Annotated in this window: 21 protein-coding genes and 1 riboswitch; of the genes, 10 read left to right on the top strand and 11 right to left on the bottom strand. The window is 38.4% G+C overall.

The annotated features are described in order from the left end of the window. Positions 1 to 12: 12 nt before the first annotated feature. A riboswitch (SAM riboswitch) is annotated at positions 13 to 135 on the bottom strand. A gap of 513 nt (positions 136 to 648) precedes the next feature. Then, the gene (gene cydD, locus BK580_RS22190; protein ID WP_078382423.1) at positions 649 to 2,382 is read left to right on the top strand and encodes a thiol reductant ABC exporter subunit CydD; all 1,734 of its coding nucleotides are present in this window, start codon (positions 649 to 651) and stop codon (positions 2,380 to 2,382) included. Next, on the top strand, positions 2,379 to 4,091 hold the full coding sequence (gene cydC, locus BK580_RS22185) for a thiol reductant ABC exporter subunit CydC (RefSeq protein WP_078382422.1): 1,713 nt from the start codon (positions 2,379 to 2,381) through the stop codon (positions 4,089 to 4,091). The genes cydD and cydC overlap by 4 nt, the downstream gene beginning before the upstream one ends. A 93-nt stretch (positions 4,092 to 4,184) precedes the next feature. Here the strand turns inward: cydC and BK580_RS22180 are convergent, their stop codons facing one another. The 5 genes from BK580_RS22180 to BK580_RS22160 form a co-directional block, all read right to left on the bottom strand. Beyond that, positions 4,185 to 5,594, bottom strand: a complete 1,410-nt coding sequence (locus tag BK580_RS22180) for a sodium/glutamate symporter (RefSeq protein ID WP_078382875.1) — start codon at positions 5,592 to 5,594, stop codon at positions 4,185 to 4,187. A gap of 152 nt (positions 5,595 to 5,746) precedes the next feature. Then, entirely contained in the window at positions 5,747 to 6,337 is a 591-nt protein-coding gene (locus BK580_RS22175) for a PepSY domain-containing protein (protein ID WP_078382421.1), read from the bottom strand. 108 nt (positions 6,338 to 6,445) lie between these two features. After that, positions 6,446 to 6,973, bottom strand: coding sequence for a PepSY domain-containing protein (locus BK580_RS22170; RefSeq protein WP_078382420.1), 528 nt, complete (start codon positions 6,971 to 6,973; stop codon positions 6,446 to 6,448). Further along, a complete protein-coding gene (locus BK580_RS22165; RefSeq protein ID WP_078382419.1) occupies positions 6,963 to 8,351 on the bottom strand; it encodes a sensor histidine kinase in 1,389 nt (462 codons plus the stop codon). The genes BK580_RS22170 and BK580_RS22165 overlap by 11 nt, the downstream gene beginning before the upstream one ends. A 4-nt stretch (positions 8,352 to 8,355) precedes the next feature. After that, a complete protein-coding gene (locus BK580_RS22160; protein ID WP_078382418.1) occupies positions 8,356 to 9,024 on the bottom strand; it encodes a response regulator transcription factor in 669 nt (222 codons plus the stop codon). 622 nt (positions 9,025 to 9,646) lie between these two features. On the opposite strand from BK580_RS22160, the gene BK580_RS22155 reads away from it, so the two are divergent. The 3 genes from BK580_RS22155 to BK580_RS22145 all read left to right on the top strand — a co-directional run bounded on the left by BK580_RS22155 (position 9,647) and on the right by BK580_RS22145 (position 13,178). Beyond that, a complete protein-coding gene (locus BK580_RS22155) occupies positions 9,647 to 11,356 on the top strand; it encodes an ABC transporter ATP-binding protein (protein ID WP_078382417.1) in 1,710 nt (569 codons plus the stop codon). Between the two features lie 88 nt (positions 11,357 to 11,444). Continuing rightward, positions 11,445 to 11,981: a general stress protein gene (locus BK580_RS22150; RefSeq protein WP_078382416.1), complete on the top strand. Its 537-nt coding sequence runs from the start codon at positions 11,445 to 11,447 to the stop codon at positions 11,979 to 11,981. A 267-nt stretch (positions 11,982 to 12,248) separates the two neighbouring features. Continuing rightward, positions 12,249 to 13,178, top strand: a complete 930-nt coding sequence (locus tag BK580_RS22145; RefSeq protein WP_078382415.1) for a manganese-dependent inorganic pyrophosphatase — start codon at positions 12,249 to 12,251, stop codon at positions 13,176 to 13,178. A 158-nt stretch (positions 13,179 to 13,336) separates the two neighbouring features. Here the strand turns inward: BK580_RS22145 and BK580_RS23440 are convergent, their stop codons facing one another. Continuing rightward, complete coding sequence (locus BK580_RS23440) at positions 13,337 to 13,483, bottom strand: lmo0937 family membrane protein (protein WP_139364953.1); 147 nt, start codon at positions 13,481 to 13,483, stop codon at positions 13,337 to 13,339. 92 nt (positions 13,484 to 13,575) lie between these two features. Then, positions 13,576 to 13,719 (bottom strand): lmo0937 family membrane protein, encoded by a 144-nt coding sequence (locus BK580_RS23435; protein WP_139364952.1) that lies wholly within the window; start codon positions 13,717 to 13,719, stop codon positions 13,576 to 13,578. A gap of 260 nt (positions 13,720 to 13,979) precedes the next feature. Between BK580_RS23435 and BK580_RS22140 the strand changes: the two genes are divergently transcribed. Further along, entirely contained in the window at positions 13,980 to 14,858 is an 879-nt protein-coding gene (locus BK580_RS22140) for an SDR family oxidoreductase (protein WP_078382414.1), read from the top strand. 163 nt (positions 14,859 to 15,021) lie between these two features. Here BK580_RS22140 and BK580_RS22135 read toward each other — a convergent pair whose 3' ends face one another. From BK580_RS22135 to bioB, 3 genes are all read right to left on the bottom strand, one after another. Beyond that, positions 15,022 to 15,315, bottom strand: coding sequence for a hypothetical protein (locus BK580_RS22135; protein WP_078382413.1), 294 nt, complete (start codon positions 15,313 to 15,315; stop codon positions 15,022 to 15,024). A 134-nt stretch (positions 15,316 to 15,449) separates the two neighbouring features. Then, a complete protein-coding gene (locus BK580_RS22130; protein WP_078382412.1) occupies positions 15,450 to 15,995 on the bottom strand; it encodes a hypothetical protein in 546 nt (181 codons plus the stop codon). Positions 15,996 to 16,160: 165 nt separating this feature from the next. Next, complete coding sequence (bioB, locus tag BK580_RS22125) at positions 16,161 to 17,183, bottom strand: biotin synthase BioB (RefSeq protein ID WP_078382411.1); 1,023 nt, start codon at positions 17,181 to 17,183, stop codon at positions 16,161 to 16,163. A gap of 325 nt (positions 17,184 to 17,508) precedes the next feature. Between bioB and helD the strand changes: the two genes are divergently transcribed. Beyond that, on the top strand, positions 17,509 to 19,767 hold the full coding sequence (gene helD, locus BK580_RS22120; protein ID WP_235864149.1) for an RNA polymerase recycling motor HelD: 2,259 nt from the start codon (positions 17,509 to 17,511) through the stop codon (positions 19,765 to 19,767). Between the two features lie 32 nt (positions 19,768 to 19,799). Here helD and BK580_RS22115 read toward each other — a convergent pair whose 3' ends face one another. Then, complete coding sequence (locus tag BK580_RS22115) at positions 19,800 to 20,345, bottom strand: TVP38/TMEM64 family protein (protein WP_078382409.1); 546 nt, start codon at positions 20,343 to 20,345, stop codon at positions 19,800 to 19,802. Between the two features lie 93 nt (positions 20,346 to 20,438). Between BK580_RS22115 and BK580_RS22110 the strand changes: the two genes are divergently transcribed. The 3 genes from BK580_RS22110 to BK580_RS22100 all read left to right on the top strand — a co-directional run bounded on the left by BK580_RS22110 (position 20,439) and on the right by BK580_RS22100 (position 23,510). Further along, entirely contained in the window at positions 20,439 to 20,798 is a 360-nt protein-coding gene (locus BK580_RS22110) for a metal-sensitive transcriptional regulator (RefSeq protein WP_078382408.1), read from the top strand. 20 nt (positions 20,799 to 20,818) lie between these two features. Then, positions 20,819 to 21,025 (top strand): copper chaperone CopZ, encoded by a 207-nt coding sequence (gene copZ, locus BK580_RS22105; RefSeq protein ID WP_078382407.1) that lies wholly within the window; start codon positions 20,819 to 20,821, stop codon positions 21,023 to 21,025. A 70-nt stretch (positions 21,026 to 21,095) separates the two neighbouring features. Beyond that, positions 21,096 to 23,510 (top strand): heavy metal translocating P-type ATPase, encoded by a 2,415-nt coding sequence (locus BK580_RS22100; protein WP_078382406.1) that lies wholly within the window; start codon positions 21,096 to 21,098, stop codon positions 23,508 to 23,510. Positions 23,511 to 23,523 lie beyond the last annotated feature (13 nt).

Here is a 23,523-nt window from a genome sequence, read left to right as displayed (position 1 = left end):
AAAAGTTCATTCTTCTCATCTGCGCAAGTTGATGAAACAACTTGCTGGAATTAGCACCTTTTCAGTCGTCAAATGTGACGCTGCTGGTTGCTGAGGTGTCTTCGGGCCATTTCCCTCGACCTCTCTGGATAAGAAAGTTCGCTATTAAATTATCAGATCATTTGATTATTTAACTAATTTACAACAGACGTCTGTGAAATGCAATGTTTTTTTCTGAATTGTTTTAATTTATGCGAGGAGTAGGTAAATTTAGAATTGTTTTTTTAATAAGAGTCACTGTTCAGCACCGCTGTTGATTTCCGCACTAGGCTTCGCTTTCCGCGGGGCTTACGAAAGCCTCCTCGGGGGATCTCCACAAAACGCTATCTCTAACCAGGGGTCTTCGCCTTGTGCTCCAATCGACAGCTAGGGACCTGAAAATCAACACGCTTCTTTAAACAGAGCCTATTAAGAAAACAGTAAACCTCTTCAAAGATTAACTCCTCTGTAATCGGGGAACATAATTGTCATGAAAAGGTCAATCTCCAAGTAAACATTTTGCTTATTTTTGATTTATAATAGAATAACTATGTGAAATGATTCACGAACTAATGAATTCCGTTTTGCATAAATAAGTAAACCTAACTTGAAGTAGAGAAGAGGGAGTGTATGAAGGATCTGAAAGAGATAGCAAAAGCACATAGAGGTACAAGGATCACCCTTATCATCCTTGCTATTTTGACTGGAATAACAGTCATCGGGCAGGCTTACTTCTTTGTGACGATTGTGGACCGCGTATTTTTACGAGGGCACTCATTTCAAGAGCTTATCCCGTTTTTAGGTGGCCTTATTCTCGTTCTTGCTGCAAGAGCGTTGCTTACCTATCTGAATGGGGTAGCAGGAGTGAAGATGGCAACAAGAGTAAAGCGTGACTTCCGAAGGGCGCTATTAAATAAATTTTCCAAAAGTCCTATTCAAGCTTCATTGAAGGGGCAATCAGGACAAAAGGTCAGTGTCATGATGGATGCCGTGGATGAAATCGATCCGTATTTCAGTCGCTATATTCCACAAATGATCCAATCTTCTATAATTCCAATAATAATTTTGATTGCAATATTTAGTCAGCATGTTAATTCAGGCTTAATCATCTTAGTTACCGCACCTTTCATTCCGATTTTCATGATTGTAGTGGGATTAAAGACAAAGAAAAAATCTGAAGAACAAATGGATAAGCTTGCAGCTTTTTCAGGGAAGTTCCTTGATACCCTTCAAGGATTAACAACACTAAAATTGTTCGGTCGTTCAGCGCAACAAAAACAAGCCATTCAACATAGTAGTTTATCTTTTCGTGATGCCACAATGGACGTGTTGAAAATTGCCTTTCTTTCATCGTTAATGCTCGAGTTCATCTCGATGCTTGCGATTGGACTCATTGCATTGGAGGTAGGCCTACAACTGGTAGTCTTTAAGAATGTCACATTCTTTCCGGCGTTTTTCGTTTTAGTTTTGGCTCCTGAGTTTTATTTGTACTTGAAAGAATTAGGGAGTGCCTTCCACACAGGCCGTGGAAGTATGGGGGCAGCGAAAAAAGTGACGGATGAACTAGCAACTGAGGAAGAACCGCTTGAATGGGGAAAAGAGCAATTAGAAAATGGTGCTACACCTCCTGTCATCAATCTTAAGAATGTTGGCTTTCATTATGATGAAAACAGTTTTTCGTTAAAGAACATCGATACAAAGATTCCGTCCTATCATCAAATCGCGATTGTAGGTCGAAGTGGGGCAGGTAAATCGACGTTGCTCAATATAATTGCGGGATTAGCTAAGCCGACAGAAGGAGAAGTGCTCGTGGATGGCCAGTTGCAGTTGACCTATAAAGAGAAAGACTGGTTTGATCAGTTGAGCTATATTTCTCAAAATCCCTATCTCTTTTCAGGAACGATTGCAGACAATATTTCAATTGGAGGAAAGGCTAATGCCACACGAAAGGAAATTGAGGTGGCAGCAGATAAAGCTGGTATTCTGCCACTAATTGCGTCACTTGAAAAGGGCTTTGATACGAAAATTGGAGAAGCAGGAAGAGGACTTTCAGGAGGAGAAAAGCAACGAATTGCGTTGGCAAGAGCATTTTTGAAGAAGCCGACTGTTATTCTTTTTGATGAGCCGACAACGGGACTAGATCTCCAAACGGAGCGGATCCTTCAAGCTTCTATTAAAGAATTGGCGAAATCATCAACAGTGATTACCGTTGCACATCGTTTACACACCATTAAGAAGGCAGACAGCATTCTCCTTTTAGAAAATGGCAAGCTTTTAGCACAAGGATCTCATGAGGAGCTTCAAGCTTCTGTTCCAGAATATCGAGAGATGGTTTCTGTTCAGCAAGGAGGTGGAGCGCAATGAAGGATTTAGCAACCGTACTAAAGCTAATGATGAAGGAAAAAAAGGACATTTTATACTCCATTCTCCTGGGTTTCACGGCAGGAATAGCGGCGGTGGGACTATTTGCTTCGAGTGGGTACTTAATCTCAAAGGCTGCACTTGAACCACCTATTTATGCACTTACTGTGATGATAGCCCTTTTGAAACTGTTTGGGTTTGCTAGAGCACTAAGCCGTTATGGGGAGAGATATTTCTCGCACCGAGCTACCTTTACTATTTTGAGCAACTTACGTGTATCATTTTTTGAAAAGCTAGAGCCATTGGCACCTAGAATTTTTCAACAATACCGTAGTGGCGATCTGTTAGCGAGAATTGTTGGAGATGTAGAGAGTTTACAAAACTTCTTTTTACGTGTCGTCTACCCACCGATTGTGCTTGTCCTTGTCTTTCTAAGCACGATTTTCTTCCTATCATTCTATGCTGTTTATATCGCACTCGTTATATTTGTCGGTCTTTTATTAACAGGATTTGTAGTTCCAGCGTTATTTGCATGGAGTCAACGCAAGTTACAAAGTAGAGTGAGAGACGAGCGTGGCGAGCTATCAACAGAAGTGACAGAGCTTTTATATGGCTTTCGAGATTTAAAAATCTATCAAAAGCTGGCGGACAAAGAGGAGTATTTAACACAAGCTGCTGACGCCTATTTGAAAGAGCAAGAAAGAGAAGGCAGCCAGGCAATGTTTAATCAGTCCGTGAATACGTTCGTGACGCTCGTTATATCTTGGCTGGTACTTGGACTTGGAGCCTATTTAGTAGCAGATGGTGAATTGAATGGTTTGTTCCTTGCGATGCTCGTAATGATCTCCTTGACCGTTTTTGAAAATGCGACTCCGATGGCCGTTCTCCCCAGTCACTTGGAGGATAGTAGGAGAGCAGCTACACGGCTCTATTCTGTGGTAAAGGATGAACCAGTTCAGCAAGAGACGGTTGTGGAATTGCCTGATGATTGTTCTTTATCAGTAGAGTTTGAAAGGGTAAGCTTTACTTTCCCAGGAGAATCTAGAGTTGCACTTGATCATGTCAGCTTAAATTTATCTTTGGGAACCAAAACAGCGATTGTTGGCCCAAGTGGTTCTGGAAAATCAACATTGTTGCAGCTGATATTAAAAATACGTTCAGCCGACAAAGGTTCCATTCAGGTGAGTGGGACACCGATTACAGTAGTTTCACAAGAGGATTTATGGAAAAAGACCAACGTAGTTCTACAGGAAAATCACTTTTTCTATGGCACGATTAGGGATAACCTCTTGCTTGCTAGGGAGGATTTACTGGACTCCGAATTGCAAGAGATGCTTGCAAAAGTAAGACTAGACTATTTGTCATTAGATAATACCGTTCAAGAAAAAGGCGAGAATCTCTCAGGAGGAGAAAAGCAGCGTTTGGCGATTGCGCGTGCGATGTTGAAAGGTGGTCGCTTGTGGTTACTCGATGAACCAACATCCTCAGTTGACGCCTTAACCGAACAAGTGATATTTCAGCACCTATTGGAACAAGCAAAGAATGATACCCTCGTCTTAGTAAGCCATCGATTAACTGGCTTGGAAAAAATGGATCAGATTATTGTAATGGAGCAAGGGAAAGTCGTGGAAGTAGGAACTTTTGAGATGCTCATGGCGCAAAAAGGCTATTTTTATGAAATGAAGCAAATTGAGAAGAGTGTATTTATGTAATGGAGGGATTGCCGAATAAACGGTGACCTCTTGAATAAAGAGAAGTATTGCTATAAACAACTAGGTAGAAGCTCAGATTCCCCAAGCTACTACCTAGTTGTTTTTCTTCTTATTTCCACCAAAGTGAAAGAGTCCTAATAGCAACCATCCAGTCATAACAACGCTAGCAATAATGAGGGTTGGCACCGAACCGAGGGCGATAATTAAAGGGACGGAAGCAGCGGTTACTATTCCTCCACCTACAATTAAGTCGAGAAATAACTGTTTATAACTAAAACCTTTCTTAGCGGGAGTTTCCGCATTAGGGTCTGCTAAATTGATCAACATCATTCCAGCCGCACTCATTCCCATTGCTTGCCCTAGATCTCCAACACCTCGCTCAAACCAATAATCGGGCATGATTCGAGGGGCGATAAAAAAGAAGGCAAGCATATTCCAAGAGATTGCGACAACGGACATAAGTAAGAATGGAAGCCAGTACTCACCAATAACAGTAAGAGAAAGGGTAGCGATTGCAGAAGCTATGAGAATATCAAGGGAAAATCCTTGAATTCTATTAACAATTCCAGTATCCAGAATATTATGCTTCACACATTTACTCATAAAGAGTTGCACAATAATTGCGCCGACCATTGCTAGAGGGAATAATGGTAAGTGGGTAAATAATTCAAGGGTATCACTCCAAAGAGCTTCTTCTAGATAAATCAAGCCTTCTAATAGGACGTACCCTATTCCAATTGCCACTCCTATGTATGCAAAGTGCACAGTGAATGTCTCGATAAATTCTGAGCGGGTTGTCTTTTGACCTACTGGCTCATCTTGTTGGTTTTCTTCGGAGATGATTCCTTTTAACTGCTCTTCGGATATATCATTTGGACTGGATAAAATCTCTGTTTTTCCATTCCGTGCTCCCCAGTTAACAAGGAATATTCCAAATAGAACTCCTGTCAAAACTCCAACAGTAGCTAGTCCTACTGCCAAATCTTTTCCTTCTTCAAAGTCTACACTTGAAAAGGTTCCTGATAAACCGGCTGCCGTTCCATGTCCTCCAATAAAGCTAATTTCAAGCAAGGCTCCTGCCGCTGGGTTAAGGTCGAAAAACGGAGTGAGGACAAAGAGGGCTAAAGAAATTCCAACCACATATTGTCCCCATGAAATAAAATGGGAAAACGCTATTTGTGGTCCAGAGACTTGCCACATTTTTTTTAGAGAGGGAATGGTCTTACTAATAAAAAAGGAAGCAAAAATAACACTGATGAGTAACCCAGGAAGCTCCTCCCAAACTTCCAACATACTTTCTGGAAATAAGCCTCCAGTATCAAATAGTTCTACACCTAACTTCCCAAGTATTTCTGGACCTAAAAAAAGTCCAAGTAGGCCAGCCATAATAGAGCTTGGAACAAAGAGTTTTTGCAGAAATGGAAGAGAGACGCGTAGCCATTTCCCTATTATTAAAAGAACACCTAAAATTATTAGACTGAATCCGATAACTTCTGGAGACATACTCAAAATACTTTTCTCTCCTTTTAAGTGGGTTTGTTCACCCTAACCCTAACGTATACCCTTAAACAAATACCCGTTAAAAATGAATCTAATCATGAAAATTTCTCATGAAAAAAGCGAAGGAGTCAATTCCCTTCGCTTTCTTCATGTTATTAATCATCCCACTCTACATACAACACTTTCCCAGTAACTGCATCCACGTATACTGTTACATCATCATCGTCAGTTCCCTGATTTTCTGGTTCGATTTCTACTTCGTATACATAAGCTCCATTTTCTCTTTCCAACTCAATATCGTCGACTATACCCTGTACTTCTTTTAAGGCTACATCTTTCGCTTTGGCAATAGAAATCAATGCTTCATTGCTAGGGGATAAAGAAGTGTCATTACGATATTTTTTTCCTTTTCTAGCTTTTTTCTTTTCTTTTATAATGTCGCCGTTTTGTTGATCAATTTTAAAGTCATATTCGAATTCGTCATCTTTTACTTCAATTTCAAAAACTAATCGTCCATTTTCACGGTCTTTTTCAGCATCTGTAACCACTCCGTTTTCTACCTTCCCCAATGCGATGTCAGCTGCTTCTGATAAAGTAATTCCTGTATTCGCCTCATCTGAAGGTGGTTCTATATTTTGAACCTGTTGTAAATTCTTTTCTGGGTCGTTCTTTTTTAATGCTTCCGCTCCAACACTTACGCCACCGATTAATACGGCGCCTGCCAATACTGCTGTGAATAGTTTCATGATTGTTTCCTCCTTTAATTTGTTTCACTTATCTTTGCTACACATTCATCATAAGTGCTCAACATTAATAGAAAAGGAGTAAAACATTAAAAAATTTTAATGTAAGGATCAATCTAATGTGACAGAGAGTATCTTCCCTGTATACGCATTAATAATAACCAAAGCCTCTGTCTCATCATCCACATTAATCTCTACCTCATATACTTTTATCCCATTTTCTTCTTCCAATTCAATATCATCTAATGTACCGGAAACCTCTTGAAGGGCAATCTCAATCGCTTGTAGTTCCGTTAACATACTAGGTGCCGATTCTTGTTCGGGTTCTTCCCTTGGTTCTCCTGTAGTAGAACCATCTTCGGTGTTAGAACTTATTTGTTTAAGTGAGATTATTTCACGAGATTCTCCATCAATTATTAGTTGATACTCTCCAAAATTATGTTGAACAACAACCGTATATTCAGTGTTTTGTTGTGAAATAGATTGAATCTCACTAGTTGTATAGTGCGTTTGAACAATTCCTACAATTTCTTCCTCGGAAGCGAGTGTAGAATCTTGTTTGAAAAAAAGAATGAATAAGAGAGCAACCACAAGAATTAGGATTGGTGATAAAAGGAGTAGTAGTTTCTTACGCTTCATGATTAATCACATCCCTTTCTTCTTGTTTTGGTAAAGTAACAGTGACAGTAGTTCCTTTACCTTCTGTGCTCGTAATGGTAATTGATCCATCATGCGCTTCGACTATTTTTTTTGCAATCGCCAAGCCTAATCCAGCCCCACCTGTTTCGCGATTTCTCGCCTTATCCACACGATAAAAGCGATCAAATATCTTATCTAAATCTTCGGTCGGTATTCCCTCGCCTTGATCTATGATTGAAAAGGCACAGATACTGTTCGTTTCGGAAAGTTTTAATGTAATACTTCCCTGACTATATTTCCGAGCATTGTCTAATAAAATATAGATGACTTGCTTCAATTTATTTTCGTCAGCCCACAGATGAAAATCCGATCCGTTTTCATATAGATGGATGTCTCGATGAAAAGATACTTGAATATGCTGGCTAGCTTGCTTGCTGATGGAAAGTAAGTCTATATTCGTTTTTTCTAAGGTCAAGTGAGAATCTGCATTAGCTAGTTGAAGCATTTGTTCGGTCATTTCTTTCATTCGAATTGCTTCTGAATAGATAGCATTAATCGACTCATCAAAAAGTTCTGGTTTCTGTTTCCCCCAGCGTTTAAGCATACTAGCATAGCTTTCAATGACGGTCAGTGGAGTCTTTAATTCATGAGAGGCATCTGAAACAAACTGTTGTTGCTTTTGGTAGTTTCTTTCTAAAATATCAATCATTTGATTAAAGGTCATTCCCATCGTATAGAGCTCATCTTTGGAGGACGATTCTAGTTGGATTTTCTGAAAAGCACCTGTTGTTTGAATTTGTTTCATCGTATTGGTTAAGGCGTTAATCGGTGTCACAATTAATCGACTTAACATACTTCCAAAAAATAAGGCGGGAATTAGTACGATAAAGGAAGCGGTAGAAAGCACAATGAATAACGTTCGTAAGGTTTTCTGTGAATCCTCGAGACTCTCCGTTACTTCAAGCATTACAACGCTCCCATCAGTCCAGATAATAGGGAACGAAACAACGGCATATGGGATATCGTCAAATGTCCGAAGAGCAATAGATTGTTGGTTTTCATATTTGGTCGGAAGCTGTTTCATATAGGCTTTTTTTGAAATGGTAAGAGAAGAACTAGTTTCTTCTGTAATTATACGAATCATCCCGTTAGTAGGGAGGTAAGCGCGAAATAACAGGCGTAAATCTTCATGTATTACGTCTGCTGCAATCGCCTCGTTTGCTGCTGTTACAACGGCCTTAGTATGTTCAGTTACCCGGTTTGTTTCGTTATTAAAAATAATCTTCTGAAACAAAAAATAGATAGAACCATTAATAAGCAGTAGTATCAGTACTAACCATACGCTTGATAGCAACAAAATCTTACTTTTAATCTTCATGATTTTACTCCTTTAAACGGTAACCAACGCCTCGAATTGTCTGGAGTGAATCTGCGATGGATAGTTTTTTACGCAAATGGCGCACATACACATCGACAATATTGGTGTCGCCGTAGTAATCAAAGCCCCATACATTAGTTAAAATTTGCTCACGGTTTAATGCTTGGTTTTTATTCTGGATAAAAAATACGAATAATTCAAATTCCTTTGGAGTTAATTCGATGTTTTCTTCATTCCGTTTGATTTCTCTTGTTTTTTCGTTAACGGTCAAGTCTTGAATAGTTAGTAAATCATCTTGCTCAAGACGAGATTGAGCGGTTCGAATGCAAGCTCTTACTCTTGCTAGAAGCTCTTCTATTTCAAAAGGCTTTGTCATATAATCATTAGCTCCAAGATCTAAACCGCTTACTTTATCTGGAATAGAGTTCCTTGCTGTTAGAAGGATGACAGGTGTGTGGGAACCAGTCGCACGAATGCGCCGTAACACCTCTAAGCCACTAAGCTCAGGCAGCATGACATCGAGCAATACTAAATCCCAGTTACCAGCACTAAACTTTTCTAACCCAGTTAAACCAGTAAATGCTGCATCCGTTTCGTAGCCCTCATGTTCAAGCTCAAGCTGGAGTATCCTCGCGATTTTCTTTTCATCTTCAATAATTAATATCCGTATCATCACTATTTTCTCCTGTTCTGTAAAAATAGGATTTTGTTTCTTATGTTGTATTCTTTATATCACAATTTAGTTGTGATTTCCTAGAAAGAGTCATTGACGTAATGAAATGAGAAGTAGTATAGTTAGTTGATAAATGAAAATCATTATCATTAGTGTGGCGAAATAAATACTACTAGGTTAAAAGATTAAACGGTACAATGTGAGAATGGGGAGTTTTTGTCTATTTACATATATTAAAATGCTACCTTGAAAATAAGTAGGTTGCCTGTTAAACTCCCTGTTGATCTCCGTTGCAGGTGTTCGCTTTCCGCGGGGCGCTTGTGGAGCCTCCTCGGCACTTCATGCCTGCGGGGTCTCCACAAAACGCTACTTCCCGCAGGAGTCTCACACCTTCCACTTCAATCTACAGGGGGGTACGGGGGATACTTGATGGGCAACTTTTTCATTATCCATGGTGCGATTTTTCTTTGCATTGGTGTGTCTTTTAAACGCAGCTGTTGATTTCAGTGCTAGTCTCGCCTTATCAAAGTAGGGAGTACACGACTTTCGCTTAATCATCGAATAGGATTAGTCAAATATCAATAATACGCTTTAACAAAGTTATTAAAAGGGAGTGGGAAGTGTGGTACGACGTTTTTTTTCATATTATAGGCCTTATAAATGGCTTTTTATTTTAGATTTTTCTTGTGCGATTTTAGTTGGGTTGCTTGAGCTTGCCTTTCCATTAGCGGTGAATCAGGTCATTGATCGACTTTTGCCAGAGGGAAATTGGACAATTATTGTCTGGGCTTGTCTTGGATTGCTGGCTATTTATTTAATTAATACTGGATTGCATTATATCGTTACATACTGGGGTCATATGCTTGGGATCAATATTGAAACCGACATGCGTAGAAAGCTTTTTCAACATATGCAAAAGCTGTCCTTTGGTTATTATGATAACAACAAAACAGGGCACTCTATTTCTAGATTAACAAAGGATTTGGAGGAAATTGGTGAGGTTGCTCACCATGGACCGGAGGATGTCTTTGTTGCAGTGATGACATTAGTGGGTGCATTTATTTTAATGCTAACGATTAATTGGAAGCTTGCGATTCTTTCATTCTTAGTTATTCCGCTACTAATGATACTCGCAATTCATTTTAACAAAAAGATGACTCGAACGTTTCACAGAATGTTTTCAGATGTTGCGGATATTAATGCACGTGTAGAGGATAGCATTGGCGGGATTCGTGTTGTTCAGGCATTTGCCAATGAGAAACATGAACAGAAGCAATTTGCGGTAAACAATGAAAACTATCGAAATACAAAGTTATCATCCTATAAAATTATGGCGCAAAACATAACAGCAAACTATATGTTAATGCGCTTAGTTACGCTTTTTACTTTATTATTTGGTACATTCTTCGTCATTTCAGGCGATTTAAGTTATGGCCAGTTCGTAGCGTTTATTTTACTTGCCAATATATTATTAGGGCCAATTCAAAAAATTAATGCCGTTATTGAGAGTTATCCTAAAGGAATCGCTGGATTTAAGCGGTATGTAGAAATTATGGATACTGAGCCTGATATCGCGGATGCTCCTGGGGCTGTTCATGCAGAGTTAGATGGTGAGATTCACTATCGAAATGTTTCCTTTGGATATGAAGGGCACGAGCAAGTATTAAAAAATATTAATTTATCGGTACGAGCTGGAGAAACTGTTGCAATTGTTGGGCCTTCTGGGGCAGGGAAAACAACGCTATGTAGCTTGTTACCACGCTTTTATGAGCTAGAGGAAGGTAGCATCATTATCGATGGCTACGATACTCGCGAATTAACACTCGAATCGTTGCGTAGCCAAATCGGTATTGTGCAGCAGGACGTATTCCTATTCTCAGGAACGATTCGCGAAAATATAGCTTATGGAAAATTAGATGCAAACGATGGGGAAATTATGGAAGCCGCAAGACGTTCACAATTAGATGAATTTATTGCATCTCAGCCTTTTGGCTTAGACACGGTGATTGGAGAACGTGGTGTAAAACTATCTGGTGGTCAAAAGCAACGATTGGCTATTTCACGTATTTTCTTGAAGAACCCACCAATTCTTATTTTAGATGAAGCTACTTCAGCCTTGGATACTGAAACAGAACGCGCTATTCAAGAATCGTTAACAGAACTTTCTAAGGACCGTACTACGCTAGTGATTGCACATCGTCTCGCTACGATTAAAAACGCAGATCGAATTATGGTCGTAACAAAAGAAGGAATAGCAGAACAAGGGAGACATGAAGAATTGATTGAAGCAGAAGGGATTTATAGTAGGCTTCATTACGCACAATTCGGGTGATTTTTCCAGTAGATGCTTTTGTGAAAGTAGTTTCATTTTGTTTCTCTAGGGAATGTATAAAGTAAAAGAACCTTAGGAGGCAATAGAAATGAATAGAAATATATTTGGTGTCTATGAATCTGAGCTACAAGCGAAAAATGTAGTGGAAGGATTAATTGTTCAAGGTTACCAGGAGAAAGAGATTTGTGTGATTGCACAAGATCACCATATCACATCTGCATTTCCAAGAGGTACACAGGTAGAGAAAATTAGTCTGGATAACGAGGAATCGGTTGTTGACAAATTAAAGAATACACTTTTGCCCGAAGAGGCCCGTACATCAGAAGGTGTCGGAAATAGACTAGTAGAACTTGGAGTATCAGATAGAGATGCTCCAGTCTATGCAACGGACGTAGAAAATGGAAGAATAGTGGTCCTAGTAGACGCAGCAGCTCAAAGCGAGACAACAATTGTAACTACTTCGCCAGCGAATGAAGATACATTGGGAGGTAACGCTTTTACCGCTGATGAGTTGGATTCCAATCCATTTACTGGTATAGATGAGGAGACCAAAGTAGTTCGATCAGGGTCAAATGTTGATTCTATAGAAGATGCCGAAAGAAAAGTAAATTTGAATAAATTTTGAAGAATTATATAAAAGGGTGTTTACTTTAAAAGTAAGCATCCTTTTTTTGTTTACACATGTCTCTTTTCATAAAGTTTATAGCTTTTTAAAACCTTGAGTGGCTTCCTTTATCTAAGTTAGCTAAATTATATTTCCGCTTCTGTGCCAAACAAACTAAGATTGTGTTTTGAAATAATCCCAAGTTTAAGGTAAAATTTACAGAGGAAAAGCTATCGGAAGTTAAGAGGATAGCTCTTAATAAATGAAAATGTGGTAAGGAGAATACAAATGGCAAAAGTATTAGTACTAGGACATAAAAACCCAGATACAGACTCGATTTGTTCTGCAATTGCGTACGCAGAGCTGAAGAAACAATTAGGAATGGATGCAGAACCGGTTCGTTTAGGAGAGTTGAACGGAGAAACAGAATATGCGTTAAAGCATTTTAATGCAGAGGTGCCTCGTTTAGTAGAAGCGGTTAGTAACGAAGTGCAAGAAGTTATCCTAGTTGATCATAATGAACGTCAACAAAGTGTAAGTGATATTGATCAAGTTCGTGTATTGGAAGTAATTGATCATCATCGTATCGCAAACTTTGAGACAAGTGACCCTTTATATTATCGTGCGGAGCCAGTTGGTTGTACCGCAACTATTTTAAATAAATTATACAAAGAAAATGGAGTTGAAATATCAAAACCTGTTGCAGGTTTAATGCTTTCTGCCATTATTTCTGACTCACTATTATTTAAATCTCCAACTTGTACAGAGCAGGATGTACAAGCAGCTAAGGAATTAGCGGAAATTGCTGGAGTGGACGCAGATAGCTATGGCTTAGACATGCTAAAAGCTGGTGCTGATCTAAGCGATAAAACAGTAGAACAGTTAATCACATTAGATGCAAAAGAATTTCAAATGGGCGACTATAAAGTAGAGATTGCGCAAGTAAATACAGTAGATACGTCTGATGTATTAAAGTTGCAAGCAGAACTAGAAGCGGCAATTACTCATGTAGTAGAAACGAAAGGCTTAGACTTGTTTGTATTTGTTGTAACAGACATTCTAACAAATGATTCTGTTGCATTAACATTAGGTAAAGAAACTGCTGCGGTTGAAAAAGCATATAACGTAACGCTTGAAAATAATACAGCTGTGCTTAAAGGTGTAGTTTCTCGTAAGAAGCAAGTTGTACCAGTGTTAACAGATACTTTAACGAAATAAACAACGCAGGGGATTTTTAAATTAGAACTAAAGCCTAAGAGAACCACATAAATAAAAAAGCTAGCAAGCCTCATAAATACTGAGCTTGCTAGCTTTTTTATTACGCAAGAAACCAATTTTACAAGATTGTGTATGCTCTAGCTAACTCATCTTTCTTTTTATGGCCGTCTTCGCCCTGCAAATAAGTTAAAGACTAAAGAGATAAGTGCTAATACAAGGATGATATGAATCAGATTTCCTGCGATATCAAATGAGAATCCGAGTAACCATAGTATTAGTAAGACTGCAAAAACTGTCCATAACATATAGGTTCCCTCCTACTAAATTTATTTTAAGCTTATGCTTGGTTTTCCCTAAAGAATTATTATTAAACAAAGTTTTTATTGGTGATTTTAATTCATGCTCGTCTTCTGCCAAAAAGGTTAAATACGATGGAAAGAAGAGCGAGAACTAATAGGATATGGATTAGCCCTCCACCAATTTCCATTGCGAAGCCAACTAACCAAAGTACAATCAAAACAGCAAATATGGTCCATAACATAGTAAAATTCCTCCTCTATATTTTAGTGTTTCTTTTTGCGTCTACACAGAAGGTAATTCCCGCAACGAAGCAAGGTTAAACAAATATTCTAATTTGATATAGGAGGGGAAGGCACACGGACTAAATTTCTTGTGAAAGGTTTTAAAAAATCTTTAACGTGGAATTTAGATAGTAATGTCAGTGCAATAGTCTCAAAAAATAGAACTTAGGATTTGGAGCTTCTTTCATAATATTTGATTCATAAAAGGAGAGGAATTTAATTGACAGAAAGAGATTTTTCAAAGCAACAAACAGAAGGACAACCAGCACAGGAACAAGTAAAGCAGCCTGGAATAGAAAATAAAATGGTGCCAGAACCCATTTACAATAATCCTGCCTATAAAGGAAGTGGAAAGCTAGAAGGGAAGAATGCCATTATTACTGGTGGGGATAGTGGAATTGGACGAGCAACAGCTATTGCATTTGCGAAAGAAGGAGCAAATGTTAGTATCGTTTACTTAGATGAGCATAATGATGCCAAGGAAACAAAGAAGTTAGTAGAAGAATATGGGGTAAGATGCTTACTTTACTCTGGAGATGTCGGTCAAAAGGATTTCTGTACCGATGTGGTAAAGCAAACAGTGGAAGAGTTCGGTAGTCTCCAAGTGCTAGTGAATAATGCTGCAGAACAACACTATCAAAAAAGAATAGAGGATATTTCTTCCGATCAATTATTACGTACTTTTCAAACCAATATATTTTCCTATTTTTATTTTATCCAAGCTGCGATGCCATTCCTGAAAGAGGGCAGCTCTATCATTAATACCGCTTCTATTGTTTCTTATAAAGGTCAGCCAGTCTTAATGGATTATGCTGCTACTAAAGGAGCAATTGTAGCGCTTACCCGCTCTTTATCAGCAAATATTGTTGGCAGTGGAATTAGGGTCAACGGGGTTGCTCCAGGACCGATATGGACTCCGTTAATCCCTGCATCCTTCCCAGCAGAAAATGTGGAAGAGTTCGGAACGGATACCCCAATGGGACGACCGGGGCAACCAGCAGAGCTAGCACCTGCTTATGTATATTTAGCTTCAGATGATTCAACGTATGTGTCTGGACAAATGCTTCATGTTAATGGCGGAACAGTGGTGAACGGATAGTTTTAAATTTAAAAGAAAAGCTAAAGTTTAGGGTTGATATTTACTAACTAAGCTGTTGATTGGAGCGAAAGACGTAGACTCCTGCGGAAATCAACAGCGGCATTTAACAGAGCAAAAATAAAAAGGCCATTTCCGTTCAGATATAGAAAATGGCCTTTTGTTTCTATAAATTAATCTCTTTCCACTCGTTTGCTTTTTGTTCCGTGAGTTGATATATATATCGGTAAAATCTTACGGTGAGGATGGCGAATAGAGCGATTATGGATAGAATGGTAAAGAGTAGCCATTCTTGAGTCCAACTATTAAAAATGACAACTAAGCAACCAATCACATATAGGCCACCAAGCAAATATAGTAAATTAAACTTTGGTAAAAGAAACTGAATAAATGCAAAAACACAGAATGTCATAATTCCACCGATGAATAGTTGTATTACTAATCCAAATAGTATATCCATTTTCTAAATCCCCCTCAGTTCAGTCAAGTGAAGTTCCAATCTTCCAATTAATATTGGTATTATAGGTTTCTCCACATGTAGTGTAGTATCCTGTTTGTTTGGAGGAAATCGTACTATTAGGCTAGTTCAACATTCTATTCACTTGCTGTAAAAGGAAAATTGTACTGTCTTCTTGCAGTATTAAAGTTGGAGAATTCAGTTTGAAAAGCAATATTGCGAATAAATGTTACTTCATTTCCATCCTTAAAGTAAAATACCATCGTGTGTTTTTCCTCTTTATTAGGCGGAGAAACTAAGATAACCTCTTTCACATCTTCCCATGAGTACACATGAGTCTTAAATGCAAGTGGTTCACCCCAAGTAATTTCCTCTGTACTTAATGATTTAAAAGTAAAGGTACCCATCGTGAAAAAAACACCTGCTAGGATAATACCAAGTATAGTAATGAAAATGGAAAATTTTGTGTAGAAATAAGATAAGAATAAGCTTAAAGCAAGCAGGAAGATAGATATAGCATATAACCAATAGGATTGAGTTGGTGTCTGAATCAACCAAACACTTGGATCATCAAACAATATCCCTTGGAAAATAAAAGGCCCAGTTAGTAAGAAGAGAGGCATTAATATCAATAAGCCAATCGCACTCATAATAAAAAGATGTTTTTTCTCATAATTAACCATGTGAATTCCCCCCAAAAACATATAATTTACACAAATTTCTAAATATTCAAATCAAATTATACACTTTTTGGAAAGAGAAGAAAATTATTTTGAGAGATTTAAATGATTTATTCGTTTCAAATTAGAACAGAAGCCTTGCGGTGACTACTGCAAGGCTTCTGTTAATTATGCTTTTTCTCCAGTAGTAGCAAAATGCTGACTTTCTGTTTCAAATGCGTTTTCTTCTATTTCAAACCCTAAGTCCTTGATCATTTGATAGTCTTGGTCTGAAGCTTGACCGCTTGTTGTTAAGTAGTCCCCAACGAAAATGGAATTGGCCATATATAGCCCTAAACTTTGAAGAGTACGCAAGTTATATTCCCGTCCGCCAGAGATTCGAATTTCTTTTGTAGGATTAACAAAACGGAACATAGCAAGGATTTTCAAACATTTTAAAGGGGTTAGCTCATCAAGGCCTTCAAGCTTGGTACCTTCAATAGGATGCAGAAAATTAACTGGAATAGAATCTACCTGTAAATCCTTAAGGGAAAAGGCCATCTCTACAATATCTGCGTGAGTTTCGCCCATTCCACAAATGACGCCGGAGCAAGGGGAGATTCCCGCATTTTTCAAGGTTTCTAGCGTTTTAATACGATCGTCGTATTCATGTGTCGTAGTTATTTCACTATGATGTCCTTTGCTAGTGTTGATATTGTGATTAAAGCGATCGACACCTGCTTCCTTCAGTAGTCGTGCTTGCTCATCATTTACAAGTCCTAAACAGGCACAAATCTTGATGTTATCAATATTTGTTTTGATATCTTGAACAGCAGCTACAACAGTATTTACATCACGATTCGTTGGTTTTCTACCGCTCATTACAATACAGTATGTACCGATTTTGTTTTTCTTCGCTTCCTTTGCCCCTTCTACAATGATTTGTTTGCTAACGAGAGGGTAGCTTTCGATTTCAGTGTTGGCTTTCATAGATTGGGAGCAATAGCCACAGTCTTCCGGACATAGACCACTTTTTGCATTAATGATTAAGTTAAGTTTTACTTTATTGCTATAATAGTACTTTCTAATTTGATAGGCTGCTTGAACAAGCTCTAATACATTCTCATCATTTTCATTGAGAATTCGTAATGCTTCTTCTGTGGTAAGGGAATAGCCTTTTATTACTTTTTCAGCAAGCTGTTTCCAAGTCATCTGTCTCCACTCCTTATGTAAACTTAAATTCATTTTAAGTTTACATATTAAATGAATGATAGACAAGGGTTAATTTTCCATAGGGATGGAATCTAGCCTAAAATAAAAATATGAAAGAAAATTGCAAATTATCATGTAAGCGTTTATAATTATTTTTCCGGCTAAAAGAACATAAGAGCGTTGCGTACTTTGAAAAATGTAACCCAAGGATTGTACCATGAATGGAGACTTCTCTAGTTCATGGTTTTTTGCGTCTCCAAAACAAGTAAGGAGTGTGAAGAGGTTGGGAGAAAACAAGAAGAAGCATCCTGATTTTGAACAGGAAATGGAACGGCTTTTATTTACGAAGAAGTATATGGATATTGTTATAAAGGCGTCAGAAATGGATGAGGAGTCCTTTCGAACCAGCTTTAAAGAAGCGTTAGATGGAATGGATTTTAAGGATAGTAGTTTAAGCTATATGAACATGTTAACGAATGCGAATCTCTTACAAAGAACAGCGGAGGAGATTCGGAACTTAAAGAAAATTCAACATAAGCCCTATTTTGCAAGAGTAGATTATAAGCGAAAAGGAAAGGACCAGGAGGAGATCTTATATTTTGGGAAAGCTTCTCTATTTGATCGAGAGACGCAGGACCCGATTATTGTGGATTGGCGTTCTCCAATCGCGAACCTATACTATGATGGACGATTAGGAGATGTCACCTATGAAGCAGAGGGTGAGGTCTATGATGGTTACCTTTCGTTAAAACGGCAATACATCATGGAAGAGGGAGAACTGCAGGAGATTCGAGATGTTGATTTAACGACAACGGACGAATTGCTACAGGAGTCGTTGTCTGGCAGCTCTAGTAACCGGTTAACAGATATTGTTTCAACGATTCAAGAAGAGCAAAATAGAATTATCCGGGCAGATTTAAATAAGCCAATAATCGTACAAGGGGCGGCAGGAAGTGGAAAAACTACCATTGCGTTGCACCGTATTTCTTATTTTATCTATACGTATCAAGAGCAGTTTCGCCCAGAACAGCTGATGATCTTAGCTCCCAATAATTTATTCATTGATTATATATCTGAAGTTCTCCCTGAACTCGGTGTAGACCGTATTTTACAGACCACTTTCATTGATTATGTGAAAAGTTGTATTGGTAAGAAAATAAAGCTACGTCAACCATCAGAAAAGTTAATGGGCTTTATTAACCACGAGTATGAAGATCCAGAAATAGTCCAATGGCTTGCTAGTTTTAAAGGGTCACTTGAGTATAGAGAAATAATGGATCGGTATTTAGTGGATATTCTCGAGACCTTAATTCCAACAGAAGATTTTTATTTAACGGCTAAAATTAAACTTTATACCGCGGAGAGAATGAAACAATTAATTACAAGAGAATATACCTACCTCCCGTATTATCGACGAATTGAAAAGGTAAAAGAAGTGTTGCAAAACTACGTACGAACCGAGAAAAAAGTTTTGATAGAAAAGGTAGCGAGATTTTATGATCATAAGCTAGATAAGGCACTTTTTAATTCGAATTTGGATCCTGCAAAAAGAAAAAGCTATGTTACCAAAGCGATGGATAAAAAAGAAGAGATAACAAAAGAGATTATGAAAGAATCACGAACAGCAGTAAATGCCTTTATTCGAAAGCTTCCTAAAAAAACACTTTTCTATTATTATGAGCAGTTGGTTACGGATCGAGAACTGTTTACAAAATATGCGAGAGAATTTTTGGATGATTATCAGATTAGGTATTTCGTGAACGATCAAGTGAAATTACATAAACAAAAAAACTATGAACTGGAAGATCTTGCGGCGTTACTTTATTTGCAACATCATTTGTACGGAATTGATAAGGATTTACGAGCACGAAATGTGGTAATAGATGAGGCGCAGGATTATAGTTATTTTCAGTTAGCGGCTTTAAAAAGTGCTTTAGAGACGGACATGTTTACGATAGTAGGAGATTTAGCTCAAGGTATTCACTCTTACCGGGGAATACAGGATTGGAATAAAGTCAAAGAGGAGATATTCCCGCGGGCTGCCTATACTACATTGCAGAAAAGCTATCGTACAACTGTTGAGATTATGCAAGCAGCGAACGATATTTTAACATTACTTCCATTTGAGCTTCCACAGGTAGAACCAGTAGTAAGGCACGGGGGGAAGCCGTTATTTGTTGAATGGGGAAATAATGATGCCGATGCGGTAAAGGTAATGGAAGAGCATATTGTCGATTTATATGCTAATGGGCGGAAAACGATTGCCATCATCGGAAAAACAGAAAAAGAGTGCCAAAAAATTGAAGCGCTGTTTAGGAAACATACGAGTTTAAAGGTTCAGTTGCTACAGGAAAACGAGGAAATTAATCAAGAGGATGTCGTTATTGTTCATGCTCAATTAGCAAAAGGACTAGAATTCGACGTGGTATTGTTATGTGCGCTTGATGAGGTGTACACGGTAACCGAAATCGATGTGAAACTCCTCTACGTTGCGATGACAAGACCATTACACCATCTAAGTTTCTATGGGAAAAAAAGATCCGTATTCCTACTCGAGCACGTACAACAAGAAAAAATAGGATGAGGAAGAAAAAGGTAAACGGTGTCTGGCACCATTTACCTTTTTCTTATAATTAATATACCCACTACCAGTATAGAGAACATGGTGAGGATGATTTTTCCTGTGAGGTTCCATTCGAGCACTTGGTAGACGGAGTAGGCTTCGAGTAGAAGGGCTGGGATTTTTCCTAAGGTGCTGGCAATGGCGAAGTGTAGCCATTTGATCTTGCTTGTTGCACCAGCTAAGGTAACGAGACCAGAGGGAGCAAATGGAAAAAGACGTAAGGCGAGTATAAGACAGAAAGCTCGTCCACCTTCTGTTTGCTGTAAACGTAGCAACCATTTATAACGTTTTAGTACGTTTGGTGAAAAAGCTTTAATTCCTTTTCTATAAAGAAAAAAACTGACGATAGCACCTATTGATTCTCCTAAAAAAGAAATCAATGTTCCCATCCAAAATCCAAAAAAGATAATATTAGCTGCAGTAATAAAAAAGCTGGGAATAAACGCTAGAATGCTTATGAAGGTATTGAAGATAATACTAAGTAAAATAGCAAATGGTCCCGCAGCTTGAAGCCAATCAAGAAAAAAAGATTCCCACATTAATTTAACCCTCACAAAATTTATTTTTAATTTAGAGTTTACATACCGTATAGGGGTATGTTACATTAATAACGAGAGGAGGTCAATACACCTATGGAAAACCTTCCGGAACCACCAATTATTAATCAAAATACAGAGCTTACAGATAAAGAATGCTGCCACTCAGGTAATGAGGAGCGTAAAAGCCATCATTCGGAGGTAGTGAAGAAAAATCTTATTTCGCGACTGAACCGTGTAGAAGGGCAAGTTAGAGGAGTAAAACGTTTAATTGAACAAGATACGTATTGTGATGATGTCCTCACCCAAATTTCTGCGATTCAGTCCGCGTTGAATAGTGTAGGAAAGCTACTTCTTGAAGGACACATGAAATCATGTATTGTAGAGAGAATTCAAGAGGGAGACACAGAAGTTATTGACGAACTTTTAGTAACTGTCAAGCGATTAATGAAATAATCATAGAGGAGTGATAGACGATGGAACAGGTAACATTAAAAGTAAATGGTATGTCTTGTGGACATTGTGTCAAAGCGGTAGAAGGTAGCGTTGGAGAATTAGCCGGAGTTAGTACTGTTAAAGTAGATTTAGCTACAGGTACAGTGGCAGTAGAATATAAGAGCGAAAATGTATCATTAGAGCAAATTAAAGAAACAATTGATGAAGAAGGATATGAAGTAGAATAACGTGCTTTCTAAAAAGCACGTTTTCTTACAAGTTTAATATACCCCTATTGGGTATATAGGAGGTCTAAAGATGAATAAACAATCAAAAGAAACACAGCTTCAAATTGTTGGGATGACATGTGCAGCTTGCTCTACGAGGATTGAGAAAGGCTTAAATAAGTTACCTGGGATAGAAGCAGCTAATGTGAACCTTGCACTAGAAAATGCATCTATTTCCTATAATCCAGAGCTTGTTTCACCAAAAGAAATCGAGAAAAAAATTCAGGATCTAGGCTATGTGGTAAAAGAAAAGGCAGAATTTCTCATCACTGGAATGACATGTGCAGCCTGCTCCAATAGAATAGAACGCGCATTAAATAAGTTAGATGGAATCGAGACGGCAACGGTTAATTTAGCACTAGAAACAGGGTCCGTTGAATACAACCCATCCAAGCTTACCCCCTCTGATATTATTGCTCGAATTGAAAAAGCTGGATATGGTGCAACCGTCAAGGTAGAGAAAAATGAAAAAGCGGAAAACTTCCGTCAAAAGGAGCTTGAAAAACAACAAGGGAAATTTATTTTTTCTCTGATTTTAACTCTGCCATTATTATGGGCTATGGTAAGTCACTTTTCGTTTACTTCCTTTATCTATTTACCAGAAATGCTAATGAATCCATGGGTACAATTGGCGCTAGCAACCCCCGTGCAGTTTTTTATCGGATGGCAGTTTTATAAAGGTTCTTATAAGGCACTGAAGAACAAAAGTGCAAACATGGATGTACTCGTTGCTTTAGGAACAACAGCAGCTTATGTGTATAGCATCTATCTTTCTATCGAGTCTATTGGATCAAATTCACATATGGTAGAACTTTATTTTGAAACAAGTGCTGTTATTATCACGTTAATTATTTTAGGAAAACTTTTTGAAGTGAAAGCCAAGGGACGTTCCTCTGAGGCGATTAAAAAGCTGATGGGCTTACAGGCAAAAACTGCTTTAGTATTACGTGATGGAAAAGAGCTGGAAGTTCCTTTAGAAGAAGTAATCGTCGGAGATGTCCTTTCCGTGAAACCAGGAGAGAAAATACCTGTAGACGGTGAGGTTATGGAAGGACAATCAGCTGTTGATGAATCAATGTTGACTGGAGAAAGCATTCCAGTTGACAAACAAACTGGTGAAGCTGTATACGGCTCAACTATTAATAAGAATGGCTTTTTAAAGATTAAGGCAACAAAGGTTGGTAGGGAGACTGCTCTTGCACAAATCATTAAAATAGTTGAGCAAGCACAGGGTTCTAAGGCGCCAATCCAAAGGCTGGCAGATAAGATTTCAGGTATTTTTGTACCAATTGTTGTTGTTATTGCCCTTCTCACATTTCTTGTTTGGTTTTTCATTGTGGATCCAGGAAATTTTGCTGGTGCGTTAGTAAAACTTATTGCGGTGCTTGTGATTGCTTGTCCTTGTGCCCTAGGGCTTGCTACTCCAACTTCGATAATGGCAGGTTCTGGACGTTCCGCTGAGTTAGGAGTTCTTTTTAAAGGTGGCGAACATCTAGAACAAACACATCGATTAACAACAGTGGTTCTTGATAAAACAGGTACTGTTACTAACGGAAAGCCTGTGTTGACAGATGTGCTTTTAACGGATGAAACAGAGTTGAATGAACTGTTACTTTTAGTAGGAACTGCAGAAAAACAATCTGAGCATCCACTTGCCCAAGCAATCGTTGAGGGAATAAAAGAAAAAGGGGTCGAGCTTGGTGAAGTTTCGTCCTTTGAAGCGATTCCTGGTTATGGAATTGAAGCTATTGTAAATGAGAAAAAAGTAGCGGTAGGAACTCGGAAATTAATGAAGAAGTATGAAATCGACTTAGAGCAGGCAGAAGCAACAATCCAAGCGCTTGAATCTGATGGGAAAACTGCGATGATGATCGCGATTAATCAAGAATACAAAGGGATTATAGCGGTTGCTGATACCATCAAGAGTACCTCGGCTGCTGCGATTAAACGCCTGAAGGATATGGGTTTAGAAGTAGTAATGATGACTGGTGATAATGAGCGTACAGCACAAGCTATAGCAAGTCTAGCTGGAATCGACCAAGTCATAGCGGAAGTTCTTCCCGAACAAAAAGCAGATGAAATAGCTAGACTTCAAGCTGAAGGAAAAAAGGTAGCAATGGTGGGAGATGGAATTAATGATGCTCCTGCTCTTGTAACAGCAGATATCGGAATGGCAATCGGAACTGGTACAGATGTAGCGATGGAAGCAGCCGACATTACCTTAATGCGAGGCGATCTTAACAGTATTGCTGACGCGATTACAATGAGTAAAAAAACAATAAAAAATATTAAGCAAAATCTATTCTGGGCATTTGCTTACAATTCCATGGGGATTCCTATTGCGGCTCTCGGTTTCTTAGCACCATGGGTAGCAGGGGCAGCGATGGCATTTAGCTCAGTTTCCGTTGTCTTAAACGCTTTACGATTACAAAGAATTAAATTTTAAAGAGGTGAATTAG

Source organism: Sutcliffiella halmapala, from assembly GCF_002019665.1.
In the GTDB taxonomy this organism is placed as follows: Bacteria; Bacillota; Bacilli; order Bacillales; family Bacillaceae_I; genus Sutcliffiella_A; species Sutcliffiella_A halmapala.
The sequence above is the reverse complement of the archived record's forward strand: the minus strand, read 5'-3'. Positions and strand labels throughout refer to the sequence as shown.

Coding starts and splice junctions, on each gene's coding strand:
- BK580_RS22130 (WP_078382412.1), bottom strand. CDS start 15,995: ATGGTTAATTATGAGAAAAAACATCTTTTTATTATGAGTGCGATTGGC.
- bioB (WP_078382411.1), bottom strand. CDS start 17,183: ATGACTTGGAAACAGCTTGCTGAAAAAGTAATAAAAGGCTATTCCCTT.
- BK580_RS22160 (WP_078382418.1), bottom strand. CDS start 9,024: ATGATACGGATATTAATTATTGAAGATGAAAAGAAAATCGCGAGGATA.
- BK580_RS22170 (WP_078382420.1), bottom strand. CDS start 6,973: ATGAAGCGTAAGAAACTACTACTCCTTTTATCACCAATCCTAATTCTT.
- BK580_RS23440 (WP_139364953.1), bottom strand. CDS start 13,483: ATGTTATGGACAGTTTTTGCAGTCTTACTAATACTATGGTTACTCGGA.
- BK580_RS22145 (WP_078382415.1), top strand. CDS start 12,249: ATGGCAAAAGTATTAGTACTAGGACATAAAAACCCAGATACAGACTCG.
- cydD (WP_078382423.1), top strand. CDS start 649: ATGAAGGATCTGAAAGAGATAGCAAAAGCACATAGAGGTACAAGGATC.
- BK580_RS22180 (WP_078382875.1), bottom strand. CDS start 5,594: ATGTCTCCAGAAGTTATCGGATTCAGTCTAATAATTTTAGGTGTTCTT.
- cydC (WP_078382422.1), top strand. CDS start 2,379: ATGAAGGATTTAGCAACCGTACTAAAGCTAATGATGAAGGAAAAAAAG.
- BK580_RS22135 (WP_078382413.1), bottom strand. CDS start 15,315: ATGGATATACTATTTGGATTAGTAATACAACTATTCATCGGTGGAATT.
- BK580_RS22175 (WP_078382421.1), bottom strand. CDS start 6,337: ATGAAACTATTCACAGCAGTATTGGCAGGCGCCGTATTAATCGGTGGC.
- BK580_RS23435 (WP_139364952.1), bottom strand. CDS start 13,719: ATGTTATGGACCATATTTGCTGTTTTGATTGTACTTTGGTTAGTTGGC.
- BK580_RS22115 (WP_078382409.1), bottom strand. CDS start 20,345: ATGTGGGAATCTTTTTTTCTTGATTGGCTTCAAGCTGCGGGACCATTT.
- BK580_RS22110 (WP_078382408.1), top strand. CDS start 20,439: ATGGAAAACCTTCCGGAACCACCAATTATTAATCAAAATACAGAGCTT.
- copZ (WP_078382407.1), top strand. CDS start 20,819: ATGGAACAGGTAACATTAAAAGTAAATGGTATGTCTTGTGGACATTGT.
- helD (WP_235864149.1), top strand. CDS start 17,509: ATGGAACGGCTTTTATTTACGAAGAAGTATATGGATATTGTTATAAAG.
- BK580_RS22100 (WP_078382406.1), top strand. CDS start 21,096: ATGAATAAACAATCAAAAGAAACACAGCTTCAAATTGTTGGGATGACA.
- BK580_RS22150 (WP_078382416.1), top strand. CDS start 11,445: ATGAATAGAAATATATTTGGTGTCTATGAATCTGAGCTACAAGCGAAA.
- BK580_RS22165 (WP_078382419.1), bottom strand. CDS start 8,351: ATGAAGATTAAAAGTAAGATTTTGTTGCTATCAAGCGTATGGTTAGTA.